Source organism: Ahrensia sp. 13_GOM-1096m, from assembly GCF_000620605.1.
GTDB lineage: Bacteria > Pseudomonadota > Alphaproteobacteria > Rhizobiales > Rhizobiaceae > Ahrensia > Ahrensia kielensis.
Genome location: NZ_JIAX01000014.1, coordinates 1 through 21,493, shown reverse-complemented (window position 1 = coordinate 21,493; position 21,493 = coordinate 1). Strand labels below are relative to the sequence as shown.

The following is a 21,493-nucleotide window of genomic DNA, read 5'->3' as shown; positions in this document are numbered from 1 at the left end:
ACCTCCTATTGGCCAAAGATAAGGTTCGGGATGAAGAGGGAGATCGACGGTATGTAAGTGATAATCATCAAGACGATAATGTTGGCCACAACGAAAGGCCAAACACCTTTGATAATGCTCAGTACAGGCTTGTTAAGGGTTGATGAGGCAACGAAAATATCGAGACCAAAGGGTGGAGTGATCATGCCCATGCCGATGTTGAGCGTTACAATCATACCAAAATGAATAGGGTCGATGCCTAAAGCGATTGCTACGGGATAAAGTGGTGGCACTAGGATAAGGAGTGCAGAGTTTGGGTCAATGAACATTCCGGCGATTAGGAAGCAGATATTGACTGCCAGCAGGAACGAAATTGGGCCTGCATTAATGGCTTCCAAAAACGCAGTAATTTGAGTTGGAACCTGCGCGAGCGTAACAAAATATGCCAACACGCCGCCCATAGCCAATAGGATGAATATTGTTGCTGTTTGGATCGCAGCTTGTTCAGTTAGCTTGACAAGCTTGGAGAAGCTCAAGTTTTTGTAGACAAAGGACTCTATCAGAATTGCATAAACAACACTGATTGCTGCTGCTTCGGTCGGTGTGAAAAATCCAGCGTAAATGCCGCCAAGAATGATAGCAGGCATGCCCAATGACCAGCCAGCATCTCGAACGACTTGAAGCTTTTCCCACGCGGATGTTTTTTCAAAAGATTGAACTCCTGAACGTTTAGCCTCGATTTTCACAAGTACGGCAAACGCCAATCCTAGAACCAAACCAACAGCAAGACCGCCTGCAAAAAGGCGTGATATCGATGAACCAGTCATCCATCCGTAAATAATAAAAGTAATGGAAGGTGGAATAAGCAATGCAGTTTCTGCACTCGCGACCAATAATCCAAGGCTGAATTTTTCTGAGAACCCAACAGAGCGCATTTGGGGATAGACCATACGGCCCATTGCTGCGACCGTAGCTGGAGCAGAGCCAGAAACAGAACCGAAAGCCATGGATCCACCAATGACAGTATATCCCATACCACCACGTTTGTGCCCCACTAGAGATTTAACAAGATCGGTTAAGCGACCAGCAATTTGGCCTGAGCCCATTAGCTGTGCTGCAAAAATGAAAAATGGAATCGCTAACAATGTAGTATGGTTGATACCACCTACTGCTTTTTGAATAAAAACGAGATCGGGAATTGAGCTATAAAATATAGTCTTTGTTGCTAGTGCAGGAATTCCAAGCACTAAGAGCATTTCAAACCCAGTAACAAGCAGGATAACTGCAAGAAGTATAACCAGAAAAATCATGATTAAGCTCCCTCAAAAGTTGAGGTGTTTTCCTCGTTTGAATCATAACGATTAATAACAGAGACAAGGCTTAGAAAATAACGAAGAGATAATAAGCCGAAACCCATTATCGGAGCCATGTAAAGCCAACCGATGGGGATATCGAGGGTTGGGCTTCTCTGACCTGTGCCTAGAACAAACACAACGAGCAAATAAGCAAGATAAGTCATGTAAGCGCAAAATATGCAGCCAACTGCATCGACTGTTTTACGGAGTGTATTTCTTGCCGTATTTGGCAACATCTCTTTCAGAGTATCGATACCAACATGACGGCCTTTTTCTAGTGCCAGGCCAAGTGCCGAGAAAACGAGAAAGATGTTCATTAAGCGAACGGCCTCATCAACCCATGCCAACTGGCTTGCGAAGGTGCCGCCAACTTCGCGCGCAAGCACGTTCAACGAGAATAATGCCACCATAGAAAGCAAGGTAGAAACGAGTATTACCCGCTCCAAACGATGTAGATATTGCATTTTCACCAGCTCTATTTGAGTTCGATTGAGGCTACTTTTCGGCAAATGGAAAGCGGCTGAATTCAACCGCTCCCATCTATGACATTCAGGGTTATTTGAGTTCTGAGTATGCTTTTTCGTATACTGCAATCAGAGCTTCGCCTGCGTCTCCTGCACGATCGAGATATGCTGCTTTAGATTTTTCATAAGTCATTTCTCTAAGTGCAGCCTTCTCATCGTCGGAAGCGACGCGAACATTAATGTCGCCTTCTTTGATCGCAGAGAGAGCACTCTCAACGGCCTCTGCTTTATGACTGGTAAGTTCAGGCACCACTTCATTAAAAGCGGTTGTGATAATTGTGCGAAACTCATCAGGAAGGCTATTCCACCATGTTGGGTTGAACATTACGACATCTTCCATTGCGCCGTGTTCTGAAATGACGAGGTACTTTTGCACTTCATCAAATTTCATCCGCTGAATAGTGTCGAGTGGATTTTCCTGACCATCAACAACACCCGTTTGAAGGGATGTGTAAAGTTCACCAAATGGCAAAGCTATTGCAGAAGCTCCCAAGGCATCAAACTGTTCAATTAGAATTTTTGAGTCCATTGTGCGAAATTTTTGGCCTTTAAACGCCTCCAAATCATCAAGCGGTTTGTTTGATGTGAAGTTCTTCATGCCGTTGGGCCACAATGCAACGCCTACAACCCCTTTTGTAGAAAAAGACTCCAAGAGAGACGTTCCAAAGGCGCTTTCGCGCAATTTTTGGGCGTCTTCGGCATTCGACGGGAGAAGAAATGGAATGTCTAGAATGGATACTACTGGATTGAACCCACCGATGAAGGCGGCTGGGGAAACTGTTCCTTCAAGTGTACCCAATTGCACGCCTTCAGTCATTTCTCGTTGACTACCAAGCTGCGCCGAAGGAAAAATTTGGAATTCAACCGCGCCGTCTGTACGTTCCTTGACAAGTTCTGCGACCTTCACAAGGTGAATATGTCGAGATTGCTGATCGGATTCGAGGTGACCAATTTTTGCAGTAAAATCTGCTGCCCAGCCTGCTGGAGCTGTCAAAACAACCGCAGTGCCAATTAGCAGTGCTCTTCGTGTAATTTTAGTGATTCTTCCAAACGCATTCATTGTAATCTCCCTATTACTTTATGCAGAAGGAGCCGAAGGTATGGGAGGTTTGTCGCAAAGTCAAGAATGTTCTCATAATTGAGAATTCCGTTGAATTACTTTGCTTCTTGCGACGAATATGCAAAAAGATCAGCTTAATGCCATTACATTATGGGAGGCAGATTCGAGCGATACGTTAGGGGGAGCGGTACATGGATCATGGTATATCTGTTGAAGATATCGGCGAGCGTATGAAAGCATTCCGCTTGGGGGCGGGACTTACACCGGAGCAACTCGCCAATCGTTCTGGTATATCACGAGCAGCTATATACCGGTATGAGGCAGGTCATCCGGCTCGTATCGACACGTTAGTGAAAATCGCTGAATTGCTTGGGGTGTCTTTGCCATCTTTGTTAGGTGCAGGAGTTGAGTACATCGCGTCGGCGATAAGCTTTTTCGAGCGTATGAGACAACTGGAAGAAAAGGTTGACCAAATAACGGTCTTATTTGGACCTGTCTCTTATCTTCTGACAACTGATTTATACGATGAATTTTTACCTGAGATTTTGAAAGAAAGTATCCCGAGTAACATAGATCATTATGAGCAAGCACTTGGCGATGTCGATACGCTCATTGAGATTTTATTTGCTCGCAAGGCTAGCTATAAGAAGCGAATGCCTAATGTGATCAGCTTAGTATCGGCAGCTGAACTGACGCAATTCTTGCGATTAGGTCTTGTGGGTATGCATAACCCTTCTGGCGTTGATATAGACAGAAGGCGGGAAGTTGCACGTATCGAAATTCAGAACATAGTACAATTGTTGCGCAATCAACCAATTGGTGTCCAGCTTGGAATTGTCTTGGACTCGATGCCGGGCTCGAGTCTTCAAATTTTCAAGCAGGCAAACAAAAAGTCTGTCGCTGTCAGCCCATTTAGATTGGGAGCGTTTGCTAATATTCGTTTAGGGGTGGCGACAATCAGTTCCGCGCCGGATGCAACAGAGCTGTACCAATCCGTTACGAACCAGCTATGGTCTCGGGCGTTGAAAGGCGAGCATGCCGCTGATTATTTAGAAGAGCACGTGCTAAAATAATCGAAGCAAAAAGTGCTATCCGCTCGTTCATTACCACTTCTCATAAGTGAGCAAATAGTTCACTTGTGCCGTTGTAATATTTCTTTGACGGCGTTGATCGCGTCATTTCCCTTCCAGCTATTTCGCCATAAATCCTCAGTAACCTCTTGGTGGAGTTCTACGGAATCTTGTGCAGCTGTAATTGTAGCCACGCCAACGCGTACATTTGCATATAGTCCGAGGCGAAAAGAGCTTGTTGCAACTTGTGCCAATTTACCACTTCGAAAAATTTGAAAACTTGCCCCAGGCAGTGAGTCTTCTACAATGCCAATTTGAACACCCATTGGTTGATCAACTAGCATTTTCAAAATGTTTTCAACCTCCATCAGCGCTGAGTTCTTTCTTCTAGCTAGCTCCTCTCCCTCCAGTCCTTGTTTTCCGACGATTCCTAAACTTAGAAATTGTTCAAGCTCCGCGGCAGATACTAAGCTGACAATACTGGGGCGCCGCTTTCGATAGGTTTCTTTCCTTGCCAAGAGTATTTCGATTATCTGGTCCAGCTGAGAGTCAAAGTTACTTCTGTTGGCTGCGGCATATGGGACGCTCTCAGATAAAGCGTCACGCAAACAACTATCGAAATGGTCGGTCGTCAGAAGAAAGGAGATTGGCCCAAAAAGGACACTAATTTGGTCCGCGTTGGATTCCAGTTGATGCATTCTGTCGTAAAAAACTAAGGCGGAAGAGATAAACTCTGATCCAACGCCAAACAGTGATGCTAATGATATGCCCAATAAGTCTGCGATTTTACCCAATGCATCTACACGAATGGGCTGACCCGCCTCATATCGATAGATTGCAGACCTAGATAACCCAGTTTTGGAAGCAACTTCTTCGGGCGATAAACCTTTTGCTATTCGGTGAGCTCTAATCCTTTCGCCTGCCTGTAATATGGTCTCATATTGAGAGATCATCTCTTGCTCCATTGTTGTTTGGTAGAATGATATATGGGTAAGTAAATCATCCAAAGTTCCACGTTGTACATATGCTGGGATTATTGTCGATATTGATATTTGTATCTCATTGAGTTGGCTCCAATGAGGCGATCTTACATCATTTACTCAATAAGTGATGCCTTCATATAAAATAAGCTAATTTTTCTTGCGAAAGTCACGGTTTAATTTCCGAAATTTGTAAAGTCGATATCTATATGGCTGAAATTCTTCTGTTTTTAGACCTTATCCCAATATTGGGATTTTTCTTGACTTTGGGATGTTTTGTGCCGTAGCTTCAACAAATGAAGAGATTTTAGGTCTCCAAAAATATGAACTTAAATGCGGTTTAACATTATCTAACGAATTGAGGGGTGCCGCTATTTGGTGCTCGCACTAATTAAAATGGCTTGCGGTTTACATAGTTCGCGGCCGCTTAAAGTTAGCTCAATATGTTTTTGAAGGGGCGGGACTTGATAAAGATTAAAGGTGTCACGAAAACATTTGGACAAGGCGATGGCAAGGTCGTCGCTTTGACGCCAGTTGATATGCATATCGAGAAAGGTGAGTTCATTGCCATCGTTGGCCCGTCTGGGTGCGGTAAATCTACCTTGCTTCGTTTGATTTCTGGGTTAGAGGCCGTAACTGATGGCTCAATAGAGTTAGGTTCAAAAGACAAAAAGAGACCTGTTGGTTTCGTCTTTCAAGATGCGGTTCTTTTGCCTTGGAAAACTGTAGCGGAAAATATCCGTTTTCCGTTGGATACTTCCGGCGTGCCCAGATCAGTCAGTGACCTAAAGGTTGCGGAGCTCATCCAGCTAATCGGTCTAACAGGCTTTGAGAACGCGCTGCCTAAACAACTCTCCGGTGGTATGCGGCAAAGGGCGGCCATCGCACGTGCATTAGCTGATGACCCTCCAATATTACTAATGGATGAGCCGTTTTCGGCTGTTGATTTGATGACCCGCGAAACGCTTAATGATGAGCTGTTGAGAATTTGGGAGCAAACAGGCAAGACTATATTACTGGTCACCCATTCGGTTGAAGAAGCTGCATATCTTGGCACACGTGTGATGGTCATGAGTGCTAGGCCAGGTCGATTGCGCAAAACATTTAAGGCTGACATATCCCTGCCACGCAGTGAAGCCACCAAGCGCGATCCCAAATATCTTGATCTGGTCGCTGAGCTAAGAACGATAATGCGGGAGAGAGAGCGTTGATCCCGAAACTCAAAGCCTTTGGTGAATATGGGTTAGCGCTATCTCTTCTATTAGCCGCATGGTGGTACGCAAGCGGGCCTATGGAACTGCCTCATTACTTATTGCCGTCGCCTCAATCGGTAGGTTCAGCACTCTGGAAGATGCTTATCGCTGGCGAACTTATGCATCATCTGCTGTTCACGATTAAAAATATTCTAATCGGATTAACCATTGGTACTTTGGTTGGCGTCTTATTGGCCTACCTCTTTTACAAGCTTCCAAAATTGGGAGAGGCGTTAGAAGGGCCGCTTGTCGTTATGCAGACTGCGCCGAAAATTGCGCTCGCACCTTTGATAATTATTTGGTTTGGTTTGGGTATTACAGCGAAAATTGTTCTTATTTTCAGCCTTGTATTTTTCCCAGTATTTGCTGGCGGATTGGCAGGTTTTCGCGGTATCGATAGCAGACTTCACGATATGGCGCGTTTATTACGATTGCGTCCTTGGCAAAGGTTTTATCACATTGATTTACCTGCCGCGTTGCCGGGTATCTTTGTTGGTATCAAAATTGGTGCTGTTCAAGCGCTCGTAGGTGCAATTTTAGCTGAATGGATGTCCGGCGATCAAGGGCTTGGATATTTGATGACGTTCGCCGCAGCGACCTACAAGACATCCATACTCTTCGGTGCTGTTTTGTTGACGTCACTGCTTGGCATTTTGATGCATGCGCTTCTTAATTCAATTGAAACAACAATGCTCTCGTGGAGTCTTCAAAATGACAAGTAAACTCCACCCGACAGCACTAATGCCATTTAGCAATGGTAAGCCGCCTCATTTACCTTGCGGTCCCGGCGATTTGGCGGAGGATGTTCTTATTCCAGGCGATCCAGACAGGGTCGAGTTGCTGGCAAGTATGCTTGATAACGTTATAAGCTTCGGCCGGAAGCGCGAATTTGCGGTTATAACCGGAACATATAAGGGGCATCCATTGTCCATTTGTTCAAGCGGTATTGGCGGGCCTTCCACCGAGATCGCTTTAGTTGAGTTGAGTATGCTTGGCGCAAAGCGCGTTATTCGTATTGGCGGAATGTCGGCTCTTGTTCCGCAAATACAGACAGGGTCTTTTTTAGTTGTTCAAAACGCGATCGGCATGACCGGTGTTGGCGATTTGTATGGCGAAAAAGGATCGCAATCCTTCTCAGATACCGAATTGTCCAAGGCGCTAATACAATCTGCAAACAAACACGGTATGACCTCCTTTGCTGGCACCGTCGCTACAACAGATAGTTACTATCTGGGCCAAGACCGCCCCGTTTCTCTCAAGGAAAACTTTTCGAACGCGGCAAGTAAATACTTGGATCGCTTTCGCGAACAAGGCGCTCTCGGCGTTGATATGGAAAGCCATGTCATTTTGTCCGTGAGCAAAAGATTGGGCCTAAAGGCGGCCTGTCTTCTTGGTGTGCACGGCAATCGGGCAACCAATGATTGGTTGGTCGATTACGAGAGTACACAGCGCAATCTATTATGTATCGCGGGATCAGCCTTAACATTTACCCTTAAATCTGAAACGTAAACTAGGAGAAAAAGACATGTATGCGAAATTAAAAACTATGGTTGCCTCACTGTCAGTGGCCGCCATATCGCTTATAGGATCGCAGGCTTTTGCTGCAGATAAAGTGATCTTTCAAATCGATGGAGGAGCTGTTCCATTTTACTCGCCACTTTATGCTGGCGTCGAAAATGGTTTTTTTGGAGATCAGAATATTGAAATCGAATTTATCTATGCTGGTGCATCTGATATCTTGACTAATATTGCCGCTGGCAATGTACAGTTTGGTTTTCCTAACGGCGACGCGGTTATCGCTGCCGTAGCAAATGGACTGCCTGTAAAAGTGGTACACACCACATATCAACGTGGTATCGGCGCATTGCTCGCTAAAGCTGAGAGCGGCATTGAAACCTATGCAGATCTGAAAGGTAAAACAGTCGCGGTAACGTCGCTTGGAAGTCCGAATTATCTTCAACTACAAGTAGGATTGAAGAAAGCAGGACTTTCACTTGATGATGTAAGCGTTGAAATTGTTGCCGGTGGCGCAATTGTTCAAGCGCTTCAAAGTGACACCGTTGATGCAATCATTTTCTCGGAGCTTAGAAAGTATGCTCTCGAAGCCAATGGTTTCAATGTGAGTATGATTTTGTCAAATGACTTTCTACCATCATTTGGCAATGTCGTTGTTACAAGTAACGACATTCTTGCTAACAATCCAGATCTCGTGAAGCGGGTCACTAACGCTGTGACTAAATCTTATGAATGGGTAATTGATGGCAACGTCGATAATGCCTTGCAAATTTCGTTTGATAAATACACCCCAACTTGGGCAGATCAAAAAGACGTCCTTTCCACCGCTTTTAAAGAAACATTCGTCAAGTCAGTTTGGCAAAGCGATTTGACTAAGACGAATGGCCTTGGTTCGGCTGACCTTGATGCGTGGCAGCAGAACATTGATATTCTTGTTGAATATAATGTGCTGGAAAATGCACCAAAAGCTGCGGATTTTGTTGTAGACCCTTCAATGGTTGGGAAGTAACTCATGCTTGTTCGAGGTCTTCTCGGTCTAATAGGTCTTGTCGCGCTCTGGAGCGCGGCAATTCCTTTTTTCGGTGTGCCTGACCACGTTCTGCCAAGTCCGTATGAGGTGGTCGAACGACTTGGCTTTCTCTATGATCGCGGTAATCTACTTATGCATATTCAAGTGACGCTAATTGAGATTATCTGGGGCTTTCTAATTGGTCTTGTTTTAGGTGTCTTTTTTGCTGTCGTATTCGCGCGGGTTCCTTTTTTAGAGAGAATTTCGACCCCCATAATATTGCTATTACAAACTGCACCCAAGATTGCTATTGCACCGCTACTTCTGCTTTGGCTGGGACTGGGAGCTGCACCAAAAATTGTCTTGGTCGCTATCGTTACATTTTTTCCTGTAATGACTGCGATGCTAACAGGCATCAAATATGTCAATAAATCCTACATTGATTTGGCTGATGTTTTGAAGCTCAGTAACTGGCAACGATTTTGGTATATTGAATTTCCCTCCGCGATACCTACGCTGTTTGCAGGGGCGACCGTTGCAACAACTTTGGCTATGACGGCAGCGGTCATTGGTGAATTAATGGGCGCCAATAAAGGAATTGGCTTTCTGCTCGCCACAGGACAGGAAGATGCTGATACAGCCAGTGTTATCGCAATGGTCATATTACTATCCGCAATTGGATGGTCGTTTTACGCCATTTTGGATCATCTTCGTGTCCGTATGGAAGATCGGTATTCATGACTGATAGCTTAAATGATTTTGGGGACCACAATAGTGAGTCTCCAATCAAAGCAGGAATAAAGAGCAAGCGAGTTTTTCTGTGTGTGCTCGATTCAGTTGGTTGTGGCGGCGCTGTAGATGCGGACAAATTTGGGGATAATGGCGCTAACACTTTGCTTCATATCGCTGAAGCGTGCGCTAGTGGTCTTTGTGAGGATGGGCGTACAGGACTGCTCCATCTGCCAAACCTATGTAGTCTTGGTCTAGGCGCTGCAATTGAAAAATCATGCGGATCGGCGGCCCCAGGTCTTCCTTTTCCTGGCAGCGACGCAAAATGGGGTGTGCTTGAGGAATACTCAAATGGGAAGGATACACAAACGGGGCATTGGGAGTTAGCAGGCAAAGTGCTAACCCAAAGTTGGCACTATTTCCCAAATACAACACCTGCGTTCCCTGCTGAGCTCATGGATCAATTCTTTGCCATTTCGGGTATAAATGGATCGCTCGGCAATGTGCACGGCTCCGGCACTAACATGATAAATCAATATGCTGAAGAGCATTTGCTTACCGGAAAACCAATTATCTACACCTCGGCAGATAGTGTCGTTCAAATAGCTGCACACGAATCTGCATTTGGATTGGAACGTCTCTACGAGGCATGTTTATCTGCCGCGGAAGTGTTTCATCCGTTGCGAGTTGGACGTATTATAGCCAGACCCTTTATTGGTGATATGAAAACAGGCTTTACTAGAACCGCAAACCGCAAAGATTTTGCAATTGCGCCCCCAGAAGGAACTATATGTGACCGAGTTATTCAAGCGGGTGGAAAAGTTCATGCAATTGGTAAAATAGGCGACATTTTTGCAAACCAAGGCATAACTGACGTATTCAAAGGCTCAAACGATATGGCGTTGTTTGATCGATTAATTGAACAGATCGACAGTGCTAATAGTGGTGATTTAGTATTTGCCAACTTTGTTGAGTTTGACAGTCTTTATGGCCATCGGCGTGATCCAAATGGGTATGCGCGGGCCTTGGAAGAGTTTGACAAGCGCTTGCCCAGCGCGACCAGTTCACTTCGTGAAGGCGATCTGCTTATGCTCACAGCAGATCATGGTAACGACCCAACTTGGAACGGTTACGATCATACTCGTGAGCGTGTCCCGCTTCTTTTGGCGGTGGCGCCGACAACTACCAATATAAGTTTTCAAACGCTAACCCAGATTCAACCGTTTAACGTTGTCTCTGATATCATTGCTGCCCACCTTAACATTGAATGATAAGAATATAATTCTCTGGTTAAGTTGCTGTCAGGGGAACTTGCCGCTATTCGAAAACCGCGATAATTTTCGAACATGAAAACGAAAAATATTTTTAAGTATTTTAAAGCTACGCCTGAAATCATCAAATTAGCGGTGATGTATTATGTTCGGTTTCCACTCAGTTTACGGCAAGTGGAGGATATTCTGCACGAACACGGAATCGATATTTGTCACGAAACTGTGCGATCTTGGTGGAACCGTTTTGGGCCGATGTTGGCAAAAGAAGTTAGGCAGCATCGGGCAGGGAGCCACTCAAACTGGCGTTGGCATATAGATGAAGTTTTCGTCAGAATAAATGGTGAAAGATACTATCCGTTGACCGGCAGGTGAATGCGAAGCAATCACCGAGAGGTTTTGGCGCGAAGGAACAGTGCTGGAAAGCTATGTTTCAAAGCGTCGAGATCGCCGCGCGGCATTGAAAGTATTACGAAACTGCTTTCGAAATATGGTTCTCCCGCTGAAATAGTGACGGATAAACTAGGCTCCTATGGAGCTACTTTGCGAGACCTTGGTATCCGCCATCGCCATGAAACAGGGCAGTATCGAAACAATCAGGTTGAGAATTCCCATCTTCATTTTAGGCGACGAGAACGCGCAATGGGTCGCTTTCGATCAATGGCAATCTTGCAAAAGTTCTCGTCCATTCATGCTGCAGTTTTCAACCAATTTAGCCACCAACGTCATTTTCTAAACCGACCCAATTTTAAACATTTACGCGACCAGTCTCTAAACGGCTGGCGCATTTTGTGCGCGGCATAATGATTGTTTGTGGGGCTTTTCACTCCAGCTTAAAGTTACTCTGACAAGACCACTCCATGACGATAATGATGAGCCGGAAACTCTCCCTTAAGCAACTAAGCCAATCAGTATATTAGGCATTAATGGGGAACAATCAATGAGATTAGAAAATAAATTTCCAGCGCTAAATGTACCAAATAGTAAAGGGAAGATAGACAGCGCTTTCTTAAAATTGTTGTTACTTAACAAAGAGTTAGTGAAATTTTTAACCTTTCAAATTTGACATCCTTCAGACGTTACACTCATTTCTAATCGCGATTGAAACTTAAAATACTAAGTTGACATTTGTTCAAAACTCCAATTAGTTCGGTAAGTAGACGAACTAATTGGAGTAAGTTGTGTCAGACTCAACAAACATATCTCGCCGACTAACGATGAGCTCTATTGTGCAGGCCATCACAACCTATGGGCCTATTTCTCGTGCGAGCGTGGCCAAGATGACAGGCTATTCCAAGCAAACCGTATCTGAGATTGTAGCTTCACTTGAGCAGGATGGTTGGGTTCAGACCGTTGGCCGGACTGAAGGCAGCGTTGGGCGCCGCGCAGTTGTTTATGAGATCGTACCTGATGCTGCTTTAGTAGCGAGCATCGATCTTGGTGGTACTAAGGTTCGTGTTGCTCTGTGTAATCTTGCTGGTGCTGTTGTTGCTGAAATCACGGAGCCGACGACGCAGGAGGGTGGACAAGACGTTGTTGATCAAATTGCTAGGATAATTATCAAAGCGACGACCGAAAATAATATTACAAGTGAAAAAGTGCGCGTTGCTGTGGTTGGTGTGCCTGGTGTTCTGGACGCAAAAACTGGCAATATTAAATTTGCACCCAATATTCGAGGTGTTGATAGTATTGATTTTACCGGTTGCTTACAGGCGCGCTTAGGAATTGAGGTTCTTGTTGAGAATGATGTCAATCTTGCAGCTTTAGGTGAGCACTGGATGACACGCCAAGGCGAGAGAGATGACTTGGTGTTTCTTTCTATCGGCACTGGCATTGGCGCGGGTTTAGTTATTGGTGGGCAGTTAGTGCGCGGTGCATCAGGTGCTGCTGGTGAGATCGGATATATTCCATTTGGTGCTGATCCTTATGAAGCTGAAAGCAAAGAAATTGGTGCTCTTGAAAGGGTGACTGCCACTCGCGCAATTGTAGAAGAATATTCTAAATTAAGCGGCACGACGAAGACCGTCCCTGAGATTTTTGAAGCAAGCTTAAATGGCGACAAAATAGCTGTTGATGTTCTACGTAATGCCGCTGGTTATATTGCGCGCGCGATTGCTTCGATTGCTGCGGTCGTTGATCCAGCATGTGTCATTATCGGTGGTTCAATAGGCTCCAGAAATGAGCTTCTCACGATGATAGAAGCAGAAATTGCGCGCTGCTTCCCGCGCCCAATACCAATCGAAGCGTCTGTGCTGGGCAACCACGCTGCGCTTGCGGGTGGTGCTTCCATTGCATTGTCACGGTTACATATCTCCTTGTTTTCAGGCGGGCTCGCCGGCGCTGAAATCATCATTCCACCGCCAGCACTGAAAACATATCAGGAGTATGCGGTGTGAGTAGCGATTTAAAGAAAAGGCTGCTGGATGCACAGGATAAAGATGCAGATATTGCATTGCTTCGTACTGCCATTAGTAAGCAAAGCGTTACGGGCAATGAGCGTAATTTTGTAGAGTTTTTATCGTCAGCAATGGCGGAATTGAACCTTGCTCCTTGTGTCGCTGATTTTTCAGCAGAACGGCCCAATGTGTGGAGTTCGAAAGCTGCCAAGAGTGCTGGTCCCAATATATTATTTGTTGGACATACTGACACAGTTCACGTGCGTGGATGGTCGGAAAATTGGAAGGGAACGGAGCGCGAGGATCCGTTTGCAGCCCCAATTATTGATGGTGAAATCTGGGGGCGTGGTGCCTGTGATTTAAAGGCGGGGATTTGTGCCGCTTTAGGCGCGAAACGCCTGTTGGATGACGCCGGAGTAGAACTAATTGGCGATGTAAGTTTTGCATTCATTGGGGATGAAGAAAGCGGAGAAGAAGGTACCGGTGTTAGTGCTGGCGCGAAAGATCTCGTCACCCGCATCAAAAGTGGTGAAATTCCAAAACCTGATTTTGTCGTCTATGTCGAGCCGACCAAGCTTGATGTTTATACAGCGCAGATTGGTTTCTTTATCGCTGATATCAAGGTGACGGGAAAATCTGCATATTTTGGAACACCTCGTGAAGGTGTGGATGCACTTAAAGCGACGCATAAAATTCTCTCAGCGGTTTGGCAACATGGTGAGGATTTAGAGCAAGGTGAGAGCCATGAATTTCTCGGCACTTCGGATATCCTCGTAACGGGTATTAACGGTGGTGGATACATTGCTGTGCCCGGCGAATGCACTCTTTCACTCATCCGTAAACTACGCCCCGGTGAAAATCTTGATGCTGCTGTGGCAAGTTTTGAACAGGCGATTGGCGACGTTGCAGTAGGCGAGGGCATTACGACGACTATTTCTTACCCTGCAGGACGGGACCATACGCATGGCGGCTCACCTGTTGAAATTTCACCGGACCATCCGGCAGCACGCGATCTTGCCGATTGTATCAAAGAGGTATTTGGCGTGCGCGGTGTCATTGGTGGCGCGCCTTATTGGTCAGAGAATCCCTTCTTTGTGAATGAGATCGGATGCCCGGCCATCTATTGCGCACCGGGAGATATCAGCGTTGCGCACACATTTGAAGAGCGGATCAATGTTGAAGAATATTTGGCTGCTATTCGCGCCTTCGCTCTCTTCATAACGCGCTATTGCGGAATTAAAAAAACAAAAGGAGGAAACGAATGAAACATCTCATTAAAACTATAACTTGCGGTGCAGCGATTATGCTGTCCTCAGCTTCCGTTCAGGCCCAAACTATTGGCCCAAAGGGAGAGACAGCAACCCTATCATCAGAAATAACGGTTTCAGACAGCAATGCTGAAGCGCTTAAAAATGGAAATTACACAGCTGCACTTCTTTGGCATGATCAATCTGATTTTGTGAATGCAGTTACGGCCGGTGCAACAGCAGAATTTGAACGCTTCGGCATTGAGGTTGTTGCAACAACAAGTGCCGGGTTTGATGCTGCAAAACAGCGCAGCGACATTGAAACGGCACTCACGAAAAAGCCAAGCATTATTCTTTCGCTGCCACTTGACCCTGTTACATCTGCTGCTGCTTTTAAAGAGGCTAAAGAAGAAGATGTTAAACTAGTATTTCTATCGAATTTGCCAGCTGGTTATGAGCACGGCAACGACTATACAACAGTTGCGACCGACGATTTATTTCAAATGGGAAAACAAGCCGCAGATGCGCTTGCGGCCTCAATGGAGGAAAAAGGCACCGTTGGTTGGATTTATCATGACGCTGATTACTACGTGACAAACCAGCGTGATAATGCGTTCAAAACTACAATAGAAAATGATTATCCAAACATTTCGATCGTTGCTGAACAAGGCATCAGCGACCCTGCGCGTGCCGAGGAAATTGCAAACGCAATGCTTCTTCGTAACCCTGATTTAGGGGGTATTTATGTTACTTGGGCAGGCCCCGCAGAAGGCGTTCTTGCTGCACTACGTGCTAATGGCAATAAGACAACGAAAATCGTAACGCTCGATCTTTCAGAGCCTATTGCACTGGATATGGTGCGCGGCGGAAATGTTGCGGCAATTGTTGCTGACGAAGCTTATGAACTTGGCCGCACAATGGCTGCCGCTGCGATGCTTGATTTGCTTGATCAAGATGTGCCGCCATTTATCGTGGCACCAGCAGTTACAGTTACGGCAGACAATGTAAGTGAAGGTTGGATGCAATCTTTGCATGTTGAAGCGCCCAAAAGCCTGACAGCAAAATAACCTTTAATCCCGGCATGGTCATGCTGTGCCGGGCTGTTTGTCGTGTGCTTGACGCACAAGAAAACTTAATCGTTCATGGAGGATAAAAGCGATGAAAGCCTTTTCCAGACTACTACTTGCGGCTTCAATTGCCGTTTCAGCCAGCGCCGCTCAGGCAGAAAAACCGTTAACCGTTGGGCCAAATGGCGAAAAGCCAACGCCTGTTGCTGGATTGACGCTCTCTGATAGTGAAGTGAAAAAAATTACAGAAGGTGGCTATACAGCTGCGCTCGTTTGGCATGAACTTTATGATTGGTCCAATGCTGTAGCGCAGGGTGCCAAAGACGAGTTTGAACGCCTCGGTATTAAGATTGTTGCAGAAACGGATGCCGGTTTTGACTCAAGTCGTCAAAAATCCGATGTCGAAACAGTCATGGCTCGAAACCCGTCAATTATACTATCATTGCCAATCGACCCACCAACCGCTGCAGGTGTTTATGGGGTGGCTCGTGATGCGGGTGTTAAACTTGTTTTTATCGATAACGCCGTCAATGGATTCGTTCATGGCAAGGATTATGTAACCGTTGTTTCTGCCGATCTATTTCAAATCGGTAACAAGGCGGCAATTGCGCTTGCCGATGCAATGGGCGGTAAAGGTAAGGTGGGGTATATGTACCACGATGCAGATTTTCCGGTGACCAATCAACGTGATAATGCGTTTAAGTGGACTATTCAAAACGAATATCCTGATATTGAAATAGTCACTGAATCCGGCATGACAGAACCTGCTAATGCAGAAGACATTGCACGCGGTATGCTGTCTCGCCACGCTGATTTGGATGGCATATACACACCGTGGGCTGAACCTGCGCTTGGTGTTATCTCTGTTCTGCGTCAGCAGGGCAACGATCATACCAAAGTAGTGACAATTGACCTCAATGAGCCAGCAGCGCTTGATATGGTCAAAGGCGGCAATATTGCAGGCATCGTTGCTGACGAAACCTATAATATTGGTGTATATGCAGCGCGCGCTGCAGCTGCAGGACTTCTTGGTAAAACCGTTGATCCTTTCCTTGTGGTCGATGCTTTGTCAATCGACGCTGATAGCGTTGGTGAAGGTTGGATGAAGTCTTACCATAGCGACGCACCTGAAAGCTTGCGTTAATCCATTAATTAATCGCGGGCCTGCTCAAGAGTATGTCCGCGCACTCCATTCACAAAGCGAAAGTCTGAAATGATGTCCTTACGCTCACGCCTGCCCAGTTTCGATTTTCAACAATTAGTTGTTTATATTGGGTTTATTGCAATCTTTTTATTCTTTGCAGTCACGCTCTATGATGATGGCTTTTTGACGCAGCGCAATCTGACCAATATATTGCTTCAAACAGCGCCAGCAACGATTATGGCAATTGGTTTGGTTTTTGCTTTATCCGCCGGTGAAATTGACCTTAGTTTTGGTTCAATCGTTGCCGTCTCAGCCCTTACAGCAGCGGTCGTTCTACAAGATTATCCTCTTATCGTAGGCGTAGCGGCAGGCTTGGGTGTTGGTGTTGCTATTGGAGCGCTCAACGGTGTTCTTGTCGCTTATTTAAAGCTACCATCGTTCTTGGTCACGCTCGCAACTATGGGGCTATTCGCAGGCATTGCTCGCTCAATGACCGACTTGCGATCTATTCCAGTCATGAATGAAACATTCACTGGTATCTTCGGGTCCGGTAAGTTCTTCTCACTCCCTTCTCTTGTTATTTGGACGGCTATTGGTGTTGGTGTTGGGCATATTGTTTATCGTCAAACACGCTTCGGTGCGCATGTTTTGGCCACGGGTGATAACCCGAGGGCGGCCCTTGTGACAGGCATAAAAGTTGCACGTGTTCGTCTTTATGTTCTGATGATTAGCGGCTTTACCGCAGGTATGGCCGGACTACTTTACGCAGGACGTCTGCAAGCTGCCAAATACACATTGGGCGAGAGCGATTTAATGACAGTGATTGCGGCTGTTATTGTTGGCGGTACGGCGCTCAACGGCGGCAAGGGCTCTATCATTGGTGCCTTGCTTGGTTCTTTGTTGATGGGAATGCTCAATAATGGATTGATCCTTATGAACCTGCGGGTATCGGACCAAATGATCGTGCGTGGATTGATTATCTTGCTGGCTGTTGCGGTATCGCTTCGCGATAGCAAACGCTAAAGGAGAGTAAGATGTTTTTAGATGTTTTGATGCGCAGAAACCCTCAGTTTATCGAGGCCGCAATGGCTTTACATCAGCAGGGATATATTCCGCCGAACTCATATGTTCTTGATCTAGATATAATTGAGAAGAACGCAAGAACCTTTTCTGAGACTGCATCCCGCTTAGGGCTTAAAACCTTTGCGATGACCAAGCAGGTCGCGCGTCATTCAGGCTTTTGCGCAGCTATTATGCGCGGTGGCATCAACAGGTCTGTCGCCGTTGATATGGATTGTGCCATTGCTTGTCATCGTGCTGGTTTGAAAACAGGTCATTTAGGCCATTTGGTTCAAGTGCCGCGGGGCGACGCAAATTTTGCTGCAGCAGAATTAAAGCCGGATTATTGGACAGTTTTTAGTCAAGAAAAAGCGCAGGAAGCCGCACAAGCTGTACGTAAAGCTGGGCGAATTCAAAATCTTCTTGCCCGTATTCAAATGGATAATGATACATTTTATCGTGGTCATGAGGGTGGATTTTCCGCAACAGAAATTTGTGAGGTTGCAGATCAATTAGACGCATTGGATGGCGCTAAATTTGCAGGTGTAACGACATTCCCAGCGCTTTTATTTGATTTAGAAACTCGTAAAGTAAAAACCACACCTAATCTTGCTACACTATCACGTGCATCAGAAGCTCTGGCAGCGGTAGGTCGCTCAGACATCGAAGTTAATGCGCCAGGTACAAACTCTGCCATTATGTTAGAAGCGTTGGCGAATGCAGGCGCAACACAGTGCGAGCCTGGCAATGCACTTCATGGCACGACCCCGCTTCATGCGGTTGAAGATTTACCCGAAGAGCCTGCTGTTTTGTATCTCAGCGAAGTTTCTCACCATCATGGTGGCAATGCATTTTGCTATGGCGGCGGGCTTTATATTGATCCTGTTTTCCCTAAATATGATGTGCAGGCGCTTGTTTCGTCTGAACCGACGAGTTCACGCGATGCTCTAGCGTCTGTCGAAATTCCTGATTACTCGGCAATTGATTATTACGGGATGATTGATGCCACGGGGCAAGTAAAACCTAATGCTGGCGACACAGTTATCTTTGGTTTCCGTGGTCAGGCTTTTGTAACGCGCGCCAATGTTGTTGGCGTGTCTGGTGTTGCATCAGGTAAACCAGTTGTTACCACAATTGAAAACATTTTCGGACAGGCCATCGATTGGCCGGAAAGGCGGCTGACATGACGCAGCAAAAAAATGTTCTGTCACTTAGAAACATTCACAAGGCCTTTGGCGGTGTTGTCGCTATTCAGAATTTTTCACTGGACTTGAAGGCTGGAGAGATCGTTGCGCTTGTCGGTGATAATGGTGCTGGTAAGTCGACATTGATCAAAATAATTTCAGGCGTCTACACACCAACTTCCGGAGACATTGAGTTGGATGGAGAAGCCATTTCATTCAGCGATGCTAGTACTGCTCGCGCAAAGGGTATCGAGGTCGTTTATCAGGATCTTGCACTGGCTGATCAGCAGCCTGTCTTTATGAATATGTTTCTTGGGCGGGAATTAACAAAGCCACCATTTGGCCTTTTAGACAAGCAGCGTATGCGAGAAGAATCGCAACAATTGGTTGATGAGTTAGATGTTCGTATTCCATCTGCGGCATCAACAATCAGTGAACTTAGCGGTGGTCAAAGACAAGGTATTGCTATTGCACGCGCAACGCACTGGGCCAGTAAACTAGTCCTACTGGATGAACCGACAGCTGCACTGGGTGTTGCAGAAACGGCCAGAGTGGAAGACCAAATTGCTAAGCTGAAAGAAAAGAACCTTGCGATTCTGATCATCAGTCACAGTTTGGATCAAGTGTTCAAACTCTCAGACAGAATATGTGTTTTACGACGTGGTGAACAGATCGGTGTGCGAGAGACAAAAAACACAGACAAGAATGAAATTGTCTCCATGATCACAGGAGTTGCTTAAGATGAACCATGTAATTCTTGAGACACAAATGGCTAAAGAAATTCTTTCAATACCGGACGTGTTAAACCGGCAAATTGAAGAAGGTCTTGATCTTTATTTGGAAACAGGACGGCAAGCTGCGGCTTCAAAGCCCCGTGGTTTTATAACGTGTGCCAGAGGCACTTCAGATAATGCTGCAACGTTCTTCAAATATATCATGGAGACGCATACAGGGCTGCCTGTGGCCTCTATGGGGCCGTCAGTAGCGTCGGTTTACAATGCTCACTTGAAATTGAATGACTTTATTTGTCTCACGATTTCACAATCTGGTGGCAGTACAGACCTTGCTTCACTACAGGCAGCGGCAAGCAAGGGGGGGGCACGCACAATTGCAATCTTAAATGAGACAGATAGCCCCGTCGGACGTCAGGCAGATATTGTTTTGCCTATGCTTGCAGGTACTGAAAAAGCAGTAGCAGCGACAAAATCATTCGTGAGTTCTCTATTTGCAATTCTCGGTTTCGTGGCTGGCTTTACCAACGACAGTGAATTGGAAAAGTCGCTCCGTGATTTTCCGAGAACTGCAGCAAAAACGCTTGAGTGCGATTGGTCTATGGCCGATTTATCGCTCGCGCGAGCTTCATCTGTTTTTGCTATTGGTCGTGGGCCTGGACTTGCCGTTTCAGCGGAAGCAGCGTTGAAACTGAAAGAAACGTGCCGTATTCATGCAGAGGCCTTTTCAGCTGCTGAAGTTTTGCATGGCCCTGTTGTTTTGGCAGAGAAAAAATTTGCCGTTTTTGCGTTTCAGTCCGAAGATGCATCTCAGCAATCTGTATTGGATGCTGCCAAATCAATGCGTGAAAAAGGCGCTGATGTATTTACCATATCGGCTCAATCCGGCGAGGGCAGAACTTTGATCACGCCAAGAGCCGAAAACAATCTTTTAACACCGATTGTTCAGATCATTGCATTCTATAAATTTGTCGAGGCGCTGTCTAAAAAGCTTGGCGAAAACGCAGATGCTCCAGAAGGGCTCAATAAGGTGACTGTTACGATTTAAGGTGTTGTCAGGGGAACTTGCCGCCATTTGAAAACCGCGATAATTTTCGAACATAAAAACGAAAAATATTTTTAAGTATTTTAAAACTTCGCCTGAAATCATCAAACTAACGGTGATGTATTATGTTCGGTTTCCACTCAGTTTACGGCAAGTAGAGGATATTCTGCACGAACGCGGAATCGATATTTGTCACGAAACTGTGCGGTCTTGGTGGAGCCGTTTTGGGCCGATGTTGGCAAAAGAAGTTAGGCAGCATCGGGCAGGGAGCCACACAAACTGGCGTTGGCATATAGATGAAGCTTTCGTCAGAATAAATGGTGAAAGATACTATCCGTTGACCGGCAGGTGAATGCGAAGCAATCACCGAGAGGTTTTGGCGCGCGATTGACCAAGAAGGAACAGTGCTGGAAAACTATGTTTCAAAGCGTCGAGATCGCCGCGCGGCATTGAAAGTATTGCAAAACTGCTTTCGAAATATGGAACTCCCGCTGAAATAGTGACGGATAAACTAGGCCCCTATGGAGCTGCTTTGCGAGACCTTGGTATCCGCCATCGCCATGAAACAGGGCAGGGTGCTGTCAGAGGAACTTGCCTTGATTTGAAATGCACGATAATTTTCAGCTATGACAACGAAAAATCCTTTCAAATATTTTAAAACTTCACCTGAAATCATTAAATTAGCTGTAATGTATTATCTTCGTTTTCCACTCAATTTGCGGCAAGTCGAAGATATCCTGCATGAACGAGGTATCGACATTTGTTATGAAACTGTGCTTTTCATGGTGCTGTCAGGGTAACTTGCCGCTATTTGAAAACCGCGATAATTTTCTAACATGACAACGAAAAATATTTTTAAGTATTTTAAAACTTCGCCT

At 45.7% G+C, this 21,493-nt stretch carries 21 protein-coding genes; 17 read left to right on the top strand and 4 right to left on the bottom strand.

Annotated elements, in window-relative coordinates; genetic code table 11:
- Positions 1–5: 5 nt before the first annotated feature.
- From N530_RS0112330 to N530_RS0112320, 3 genes are read right to left on the bottom strand one after another with little or no spacing between them, the layout of a single operon-like run.
- A complete protein-coding gene (locus N530_RS0112330; protein WP_026480930.1) occupies positions 6–1,289 on the bottom strand; it encodes a TRAP transporter large permease in 1,284 nt (427 codons plus the stop codon).
- Positions 1,290–1,291: 2 nt separating this feature from the next.
- Complete coding sequence (locus N530_RS18085; RefSeq protein ID WP_247869195.1) at positions 1,292–1,864, bottom strand: TRAP transporter small permease; 573 nt, start codon at positions 1,862–1,864, stop codon at positions 1,292–1,294.
- Positions 1,865–1,889: 25 nt separating this feature from the next.
- A complete protein-coding gene (locus N530_RS0112320) occupies positions 1,890–2,918 on the bottom strand; it encodes a TRAP transporter substrate-binding protein (protein WP_035267107.1) in 1,029 nt (342 codons plus the stop codon).
- A 191-nt stretch (positions 2,919–3,109) separates the two neighbouring features.
- On the opposite strand from N530_RS0112320, the gene N530_RS0112315 reads away from it, so the two are divergent.
- Complete coding sequence (locus N530_RS0112315; protein ID WP_026480928.1) at positions 3,110–3,991, top strand: helix-turn-helix domain-containing protein; 882 nt, start codon at positions 3,110–3,112, stop codon at positions 3,989–3,991.
- A gap of 59 nt (positions 3,992–4,050) precedes the next feature.
- Here the strand turns inward: N530_RS0112315 and N530_RS0112310 are convergent, their stop codons facing one another.
- Entirely contained in the window at positions 4,051–4,995 is a 945-nt protein-coding gene (locus N530_RS0112310; RefSeq protein ID WP_202899073.1) for a helix-turn-helix domain-containing protein, read from the bottom strand.
- A gap of 437 nt (positions 4,996–5,432) precedes the next feature.
- Here N530_RS0112310 and N530_RS0112305 point away from each other — a divergent pair, with 437 nt between their 5' ends.
- The 16 genes from N530_RS0112305 (at position 5,433) to N530_RS19535 (ending at position 21,115) form a co-directional block, all read left to right on the top strand.
- Positions 5,433–6,179 (top strand): ABC transporter ATP-binding protein, encoded by a 747-nt coding sequence (locus N530_RS0112305; RefSeq protein WP_202899072.1) that lies wholly within the window; start codon positions 5,433–5,435, stop codon positions 6,177–6,179.
- On the top strand, positions 6,176–6,943 hold the full coding sequence (locus tag N530_RS0112300) for an ABC transporter permease (protein WP_202899071.1): 768 nt from the start codon (positions 6,176–6,178) through the stop codon (positions 6,941–6,943). The genes N530_RS0112305 and N530_RS0112300 overlap by 4 nt, the downstream gene beginning before the upstream one ends.
- Positions 6,933–7,730, top strand: coding sequence for a nucleoside phosphorylase (locus N530_RS0112295; RefSeq protein WP_026480924.1), 798 nt, complete (start codon positions 6,933–6,935; stop codon positions 7,728–7,730). The genes N530_RS0112300 and N530_RS0112295 overlap by 11 nt, the downstream gene beginning before the upstream one ends.
- Positions 7,731–7,746: 16 nt before the next feature.
- Positions 7,747–8,745: an ABC transporter substrate-binding protein gene (locus N530_RS0112290; RefSeq protein WP_026480923.1), complete on the top strand. Its 999-nt coding sequence runs from the start codon at positions 7,747–7,749 to the stop codon at positions 8,743–8,745.
- Positions 8,746–8,898: 153 nt separating this feature from the next.
- Positions 8,899–9,486 (top strand): ABC transporter permease, encoded by a 588-nt coding sequence (locus tag N530_RS0112285; protein WP_202899070.1) that lies wholly within the window; start codon positions 8,899–8,901, stop codon positions 9,484–9,486.
- Positions 9,483–10,745 (top strand): phosphopentomutase, encoded by a 1,263-nt coding sequence (locus N530_RS0112280; RefSeq protein WP_081773959.1) that lies wholly within the window; start codon positions 9,483–9,485, stop codon positions 10,743–10,745. Before N530_RS0112285 ends, N530_RS0112280 begins: the two co-directional genes overlap by 4 nt.
- A gap of 372 nt (positions 10,746–11,117) precedes the next feature.
- Positions 11,118–11,546 (top strand): DDE-type integrase/transposase/recombinase, encoded by a 429-nt coding sequence (locus tag N530_RS19540; protein WP_371179707.1) that lies wholly within the window; start codon positions 11,118–11,120, stop codon positions 11,544–11,546.
- 377 nt (positions 11,547–11,923) lie between these two features.
- A complete protein-coding gene (locus tag N530_RS0112265) occupies positions 11,924–13,138 on the top strand; it encodes an ROK family transcriptional regulator (RefSeq protein WP_026480920.1) in 1,215 nt (404 codons plus the stop codon).
- Positions 13,135–14,403: a M20 family metallopeptidase gene (locus tag N530_RS0112260; RefSeq protein WP_026480919.1), complete on the top strand. Its 1,269-nt coding sequence runs from the start codon at positions 13,135–13,137 to the stop codon at positions 14,401–14,403. The genes N530_RS0112265 and N530_RS0112260 overlap by 4 nt, the downstream gene beginning before the upstream one ends.
- On the top strand, positions 14,400–15,452 hold the full coding sequence (locus N530_RS0112255) for a substrate-binding domain-containing protein (protein ID WP_026480918.1): 1,053 nt from the start codon (positions 14,400–14,402) through the stop codon (positions 15,450–15,452). The genes N530_RS0112260 and N530_RS0112255 overlap by 4 nt, the downstream gene beginning before the upstream one ends.
- 91 nt (positions 15,453–15,543) lie before the next feature.
- Positions 15,544–16,596 carry a substrate-binding domain-containing protein gene (locus N530_RS0112250; protein WP_026480917.1) on the top strand — a complete coding sequence of 351 codons (1,053 nt, stop codon included), beginning with the start codon at positions 15,544–15,546 and terminating at the stop codon, positions 16,594–16,596.
- A 69-nt stretch (positions 16,597–16,665) separates the two neighbouring features.
- Entirely contained in the window at positions 16,666–17,619 is a 954-nt protein-coding gene (locus N530_RS0112245; RefSeq protein ID WP_026480916.1) for an ABC transporter permease, read from the top strand.
- Positions 17,620–17,630: 11 nt separating this feature from the next.
- The gene (locus N530_RS0112240) at positions 17,631–18,842 is read left to right on the top strand and encodes an alanine racemase (protein WP_026480915.1); all 1,212 of its coding nucleotides are present in this window, start codon (positions 17,631–17,633) and stop codon (positions 18,840–18,842) included.
- Positions 18,839–19,579: an ATP-binding cassette domain-containing protein gene (locus N530_RS0112235; protein ID WP_026480914.1), complete on the top strand. Its 741-nt coding sequence runs from the start codon at positions 18,839–18,841 to the stop codon at positions 19,577–19,579. Before N530_RS0112240 ends, N530_RS0112235 begins: the two co-directional genes overlap by 4 nt.
- Position 19,580: 1 nt before the next feature.
- Positions 19,581–20,618: an SIS domain-containing protein gene (locus N530_RS0112230; RefSeq protein WP_035267101.1), complete on the top strand. Its 1,038-nt coding sequence runs from the start codon at positions 19,581–19,583 to the stop codon at positions 20,616–20,618.
- Between the two features lie 401 nt (positions 20,619–21,019).
- Complete coding sequence (locus tag N530_RS19535) at positions 21,020–21,115, top strand: hypothetical protein (protein ID WP_162150958.1); 96 nt, start codon at positions 21,020–21,022, stop codon at positions 21,113–21,115.
- The last annotated feature ends 378 nt before the right edge of the window (positions 21,116–21,493 follow it).

Coding starts and splice junctions, on each gene's coding strand:
- N530_RS0112245 (WP_026480916.1), top strand. CDS start 16,666: ATGATGTCCTTACGCTCACGCCTGCCCAGTTTCGATTTTCAACAATTA.
- N530_RS0112255 (WP_026480918.1), top strand. CDS start 14,400: ATGAAACATCTCATTAAAACTATAACTTGCGGTGCAGCGATTATGCTG.
- N530_RS0112280 (WP_081773959.1), top strand. CDS start 9,483: ATGACTGATAGCTTAAATGATTTTGGGGACCACAATAGTGAGTCTCCA.
- N530_RS0112295 (WP_026480924.1), top strand. CDS start 6,933: ATGACAAGTAAACTCCACCCGACAGCACTAATGCCATTTAGCAATGGT.
- N530_RS0112240 (WP_026480915.1), top strand. CDS start 17,631: ATGTTTTTAGATGTTTTGATGCGCAGAAACCCTCAGTTTATCGAGGCC.
- N530_RS0112315 (WP_026480928.1), top strand. CDS start 3,110: ATGGATCATGGTATATCTGTTGAAGATATCGGCGAGCGTATGAAAGCA.
- N530_RS0112290 (WP_026480923.1), top strand. CDS start 7,747: ATGTATGCGAAATTAAAAACTATGGTTGCCTCACTGTCAGTGGCCGCC.
- N530_RS0112320 (WP_035267107.1), bottom strand. CDS start 2,918: ATGAATGCGTTTGGAAGAATCACTAAAATTACACGAAGAGCACTGCTA.
- N530_RS0112250 (WP_026480917.1), top strand. CDS start 15,544: ATGAAAGCCTTTTCCAGACTACTACTTGCGGCTTCAATTGCCGTTTCA.
- N530_RS0112235 (WP_026480914.1), top strand. CDS start 18,839: ATGACGCAGCAAAAAAATGTTCTGTCACTTAGAAACATTCACAAGGCC.
- N530_RS0112285 (WP_202899070.1), top strand. CDS start 8,899: ATGCATATTCAAGTGACGCTAATTGAGATTATCTGGGGCTTTCTAATT.
- N530_RS19540 (WP_371179707.1), top strand. CDS start 11,118: ATGCGAAGCAATCACCGAGAGGTTTTGGCGCGAAGGAACAGTGCTGGA.
- N530_RS0112330 (WP_026480930.1), bottom strand. CDS start 1,289: ATGATTTTTCTGGTTATACTTCTTGCAGTTATCCTGCTTGTTACTGGG.
- N530_RS0112230 (WP_035267101.1), top strand. CDS start 19,581: ATGAACCATGTAATTCTTGAGACACAAATGGCTAAAGAAATTCTTTCA.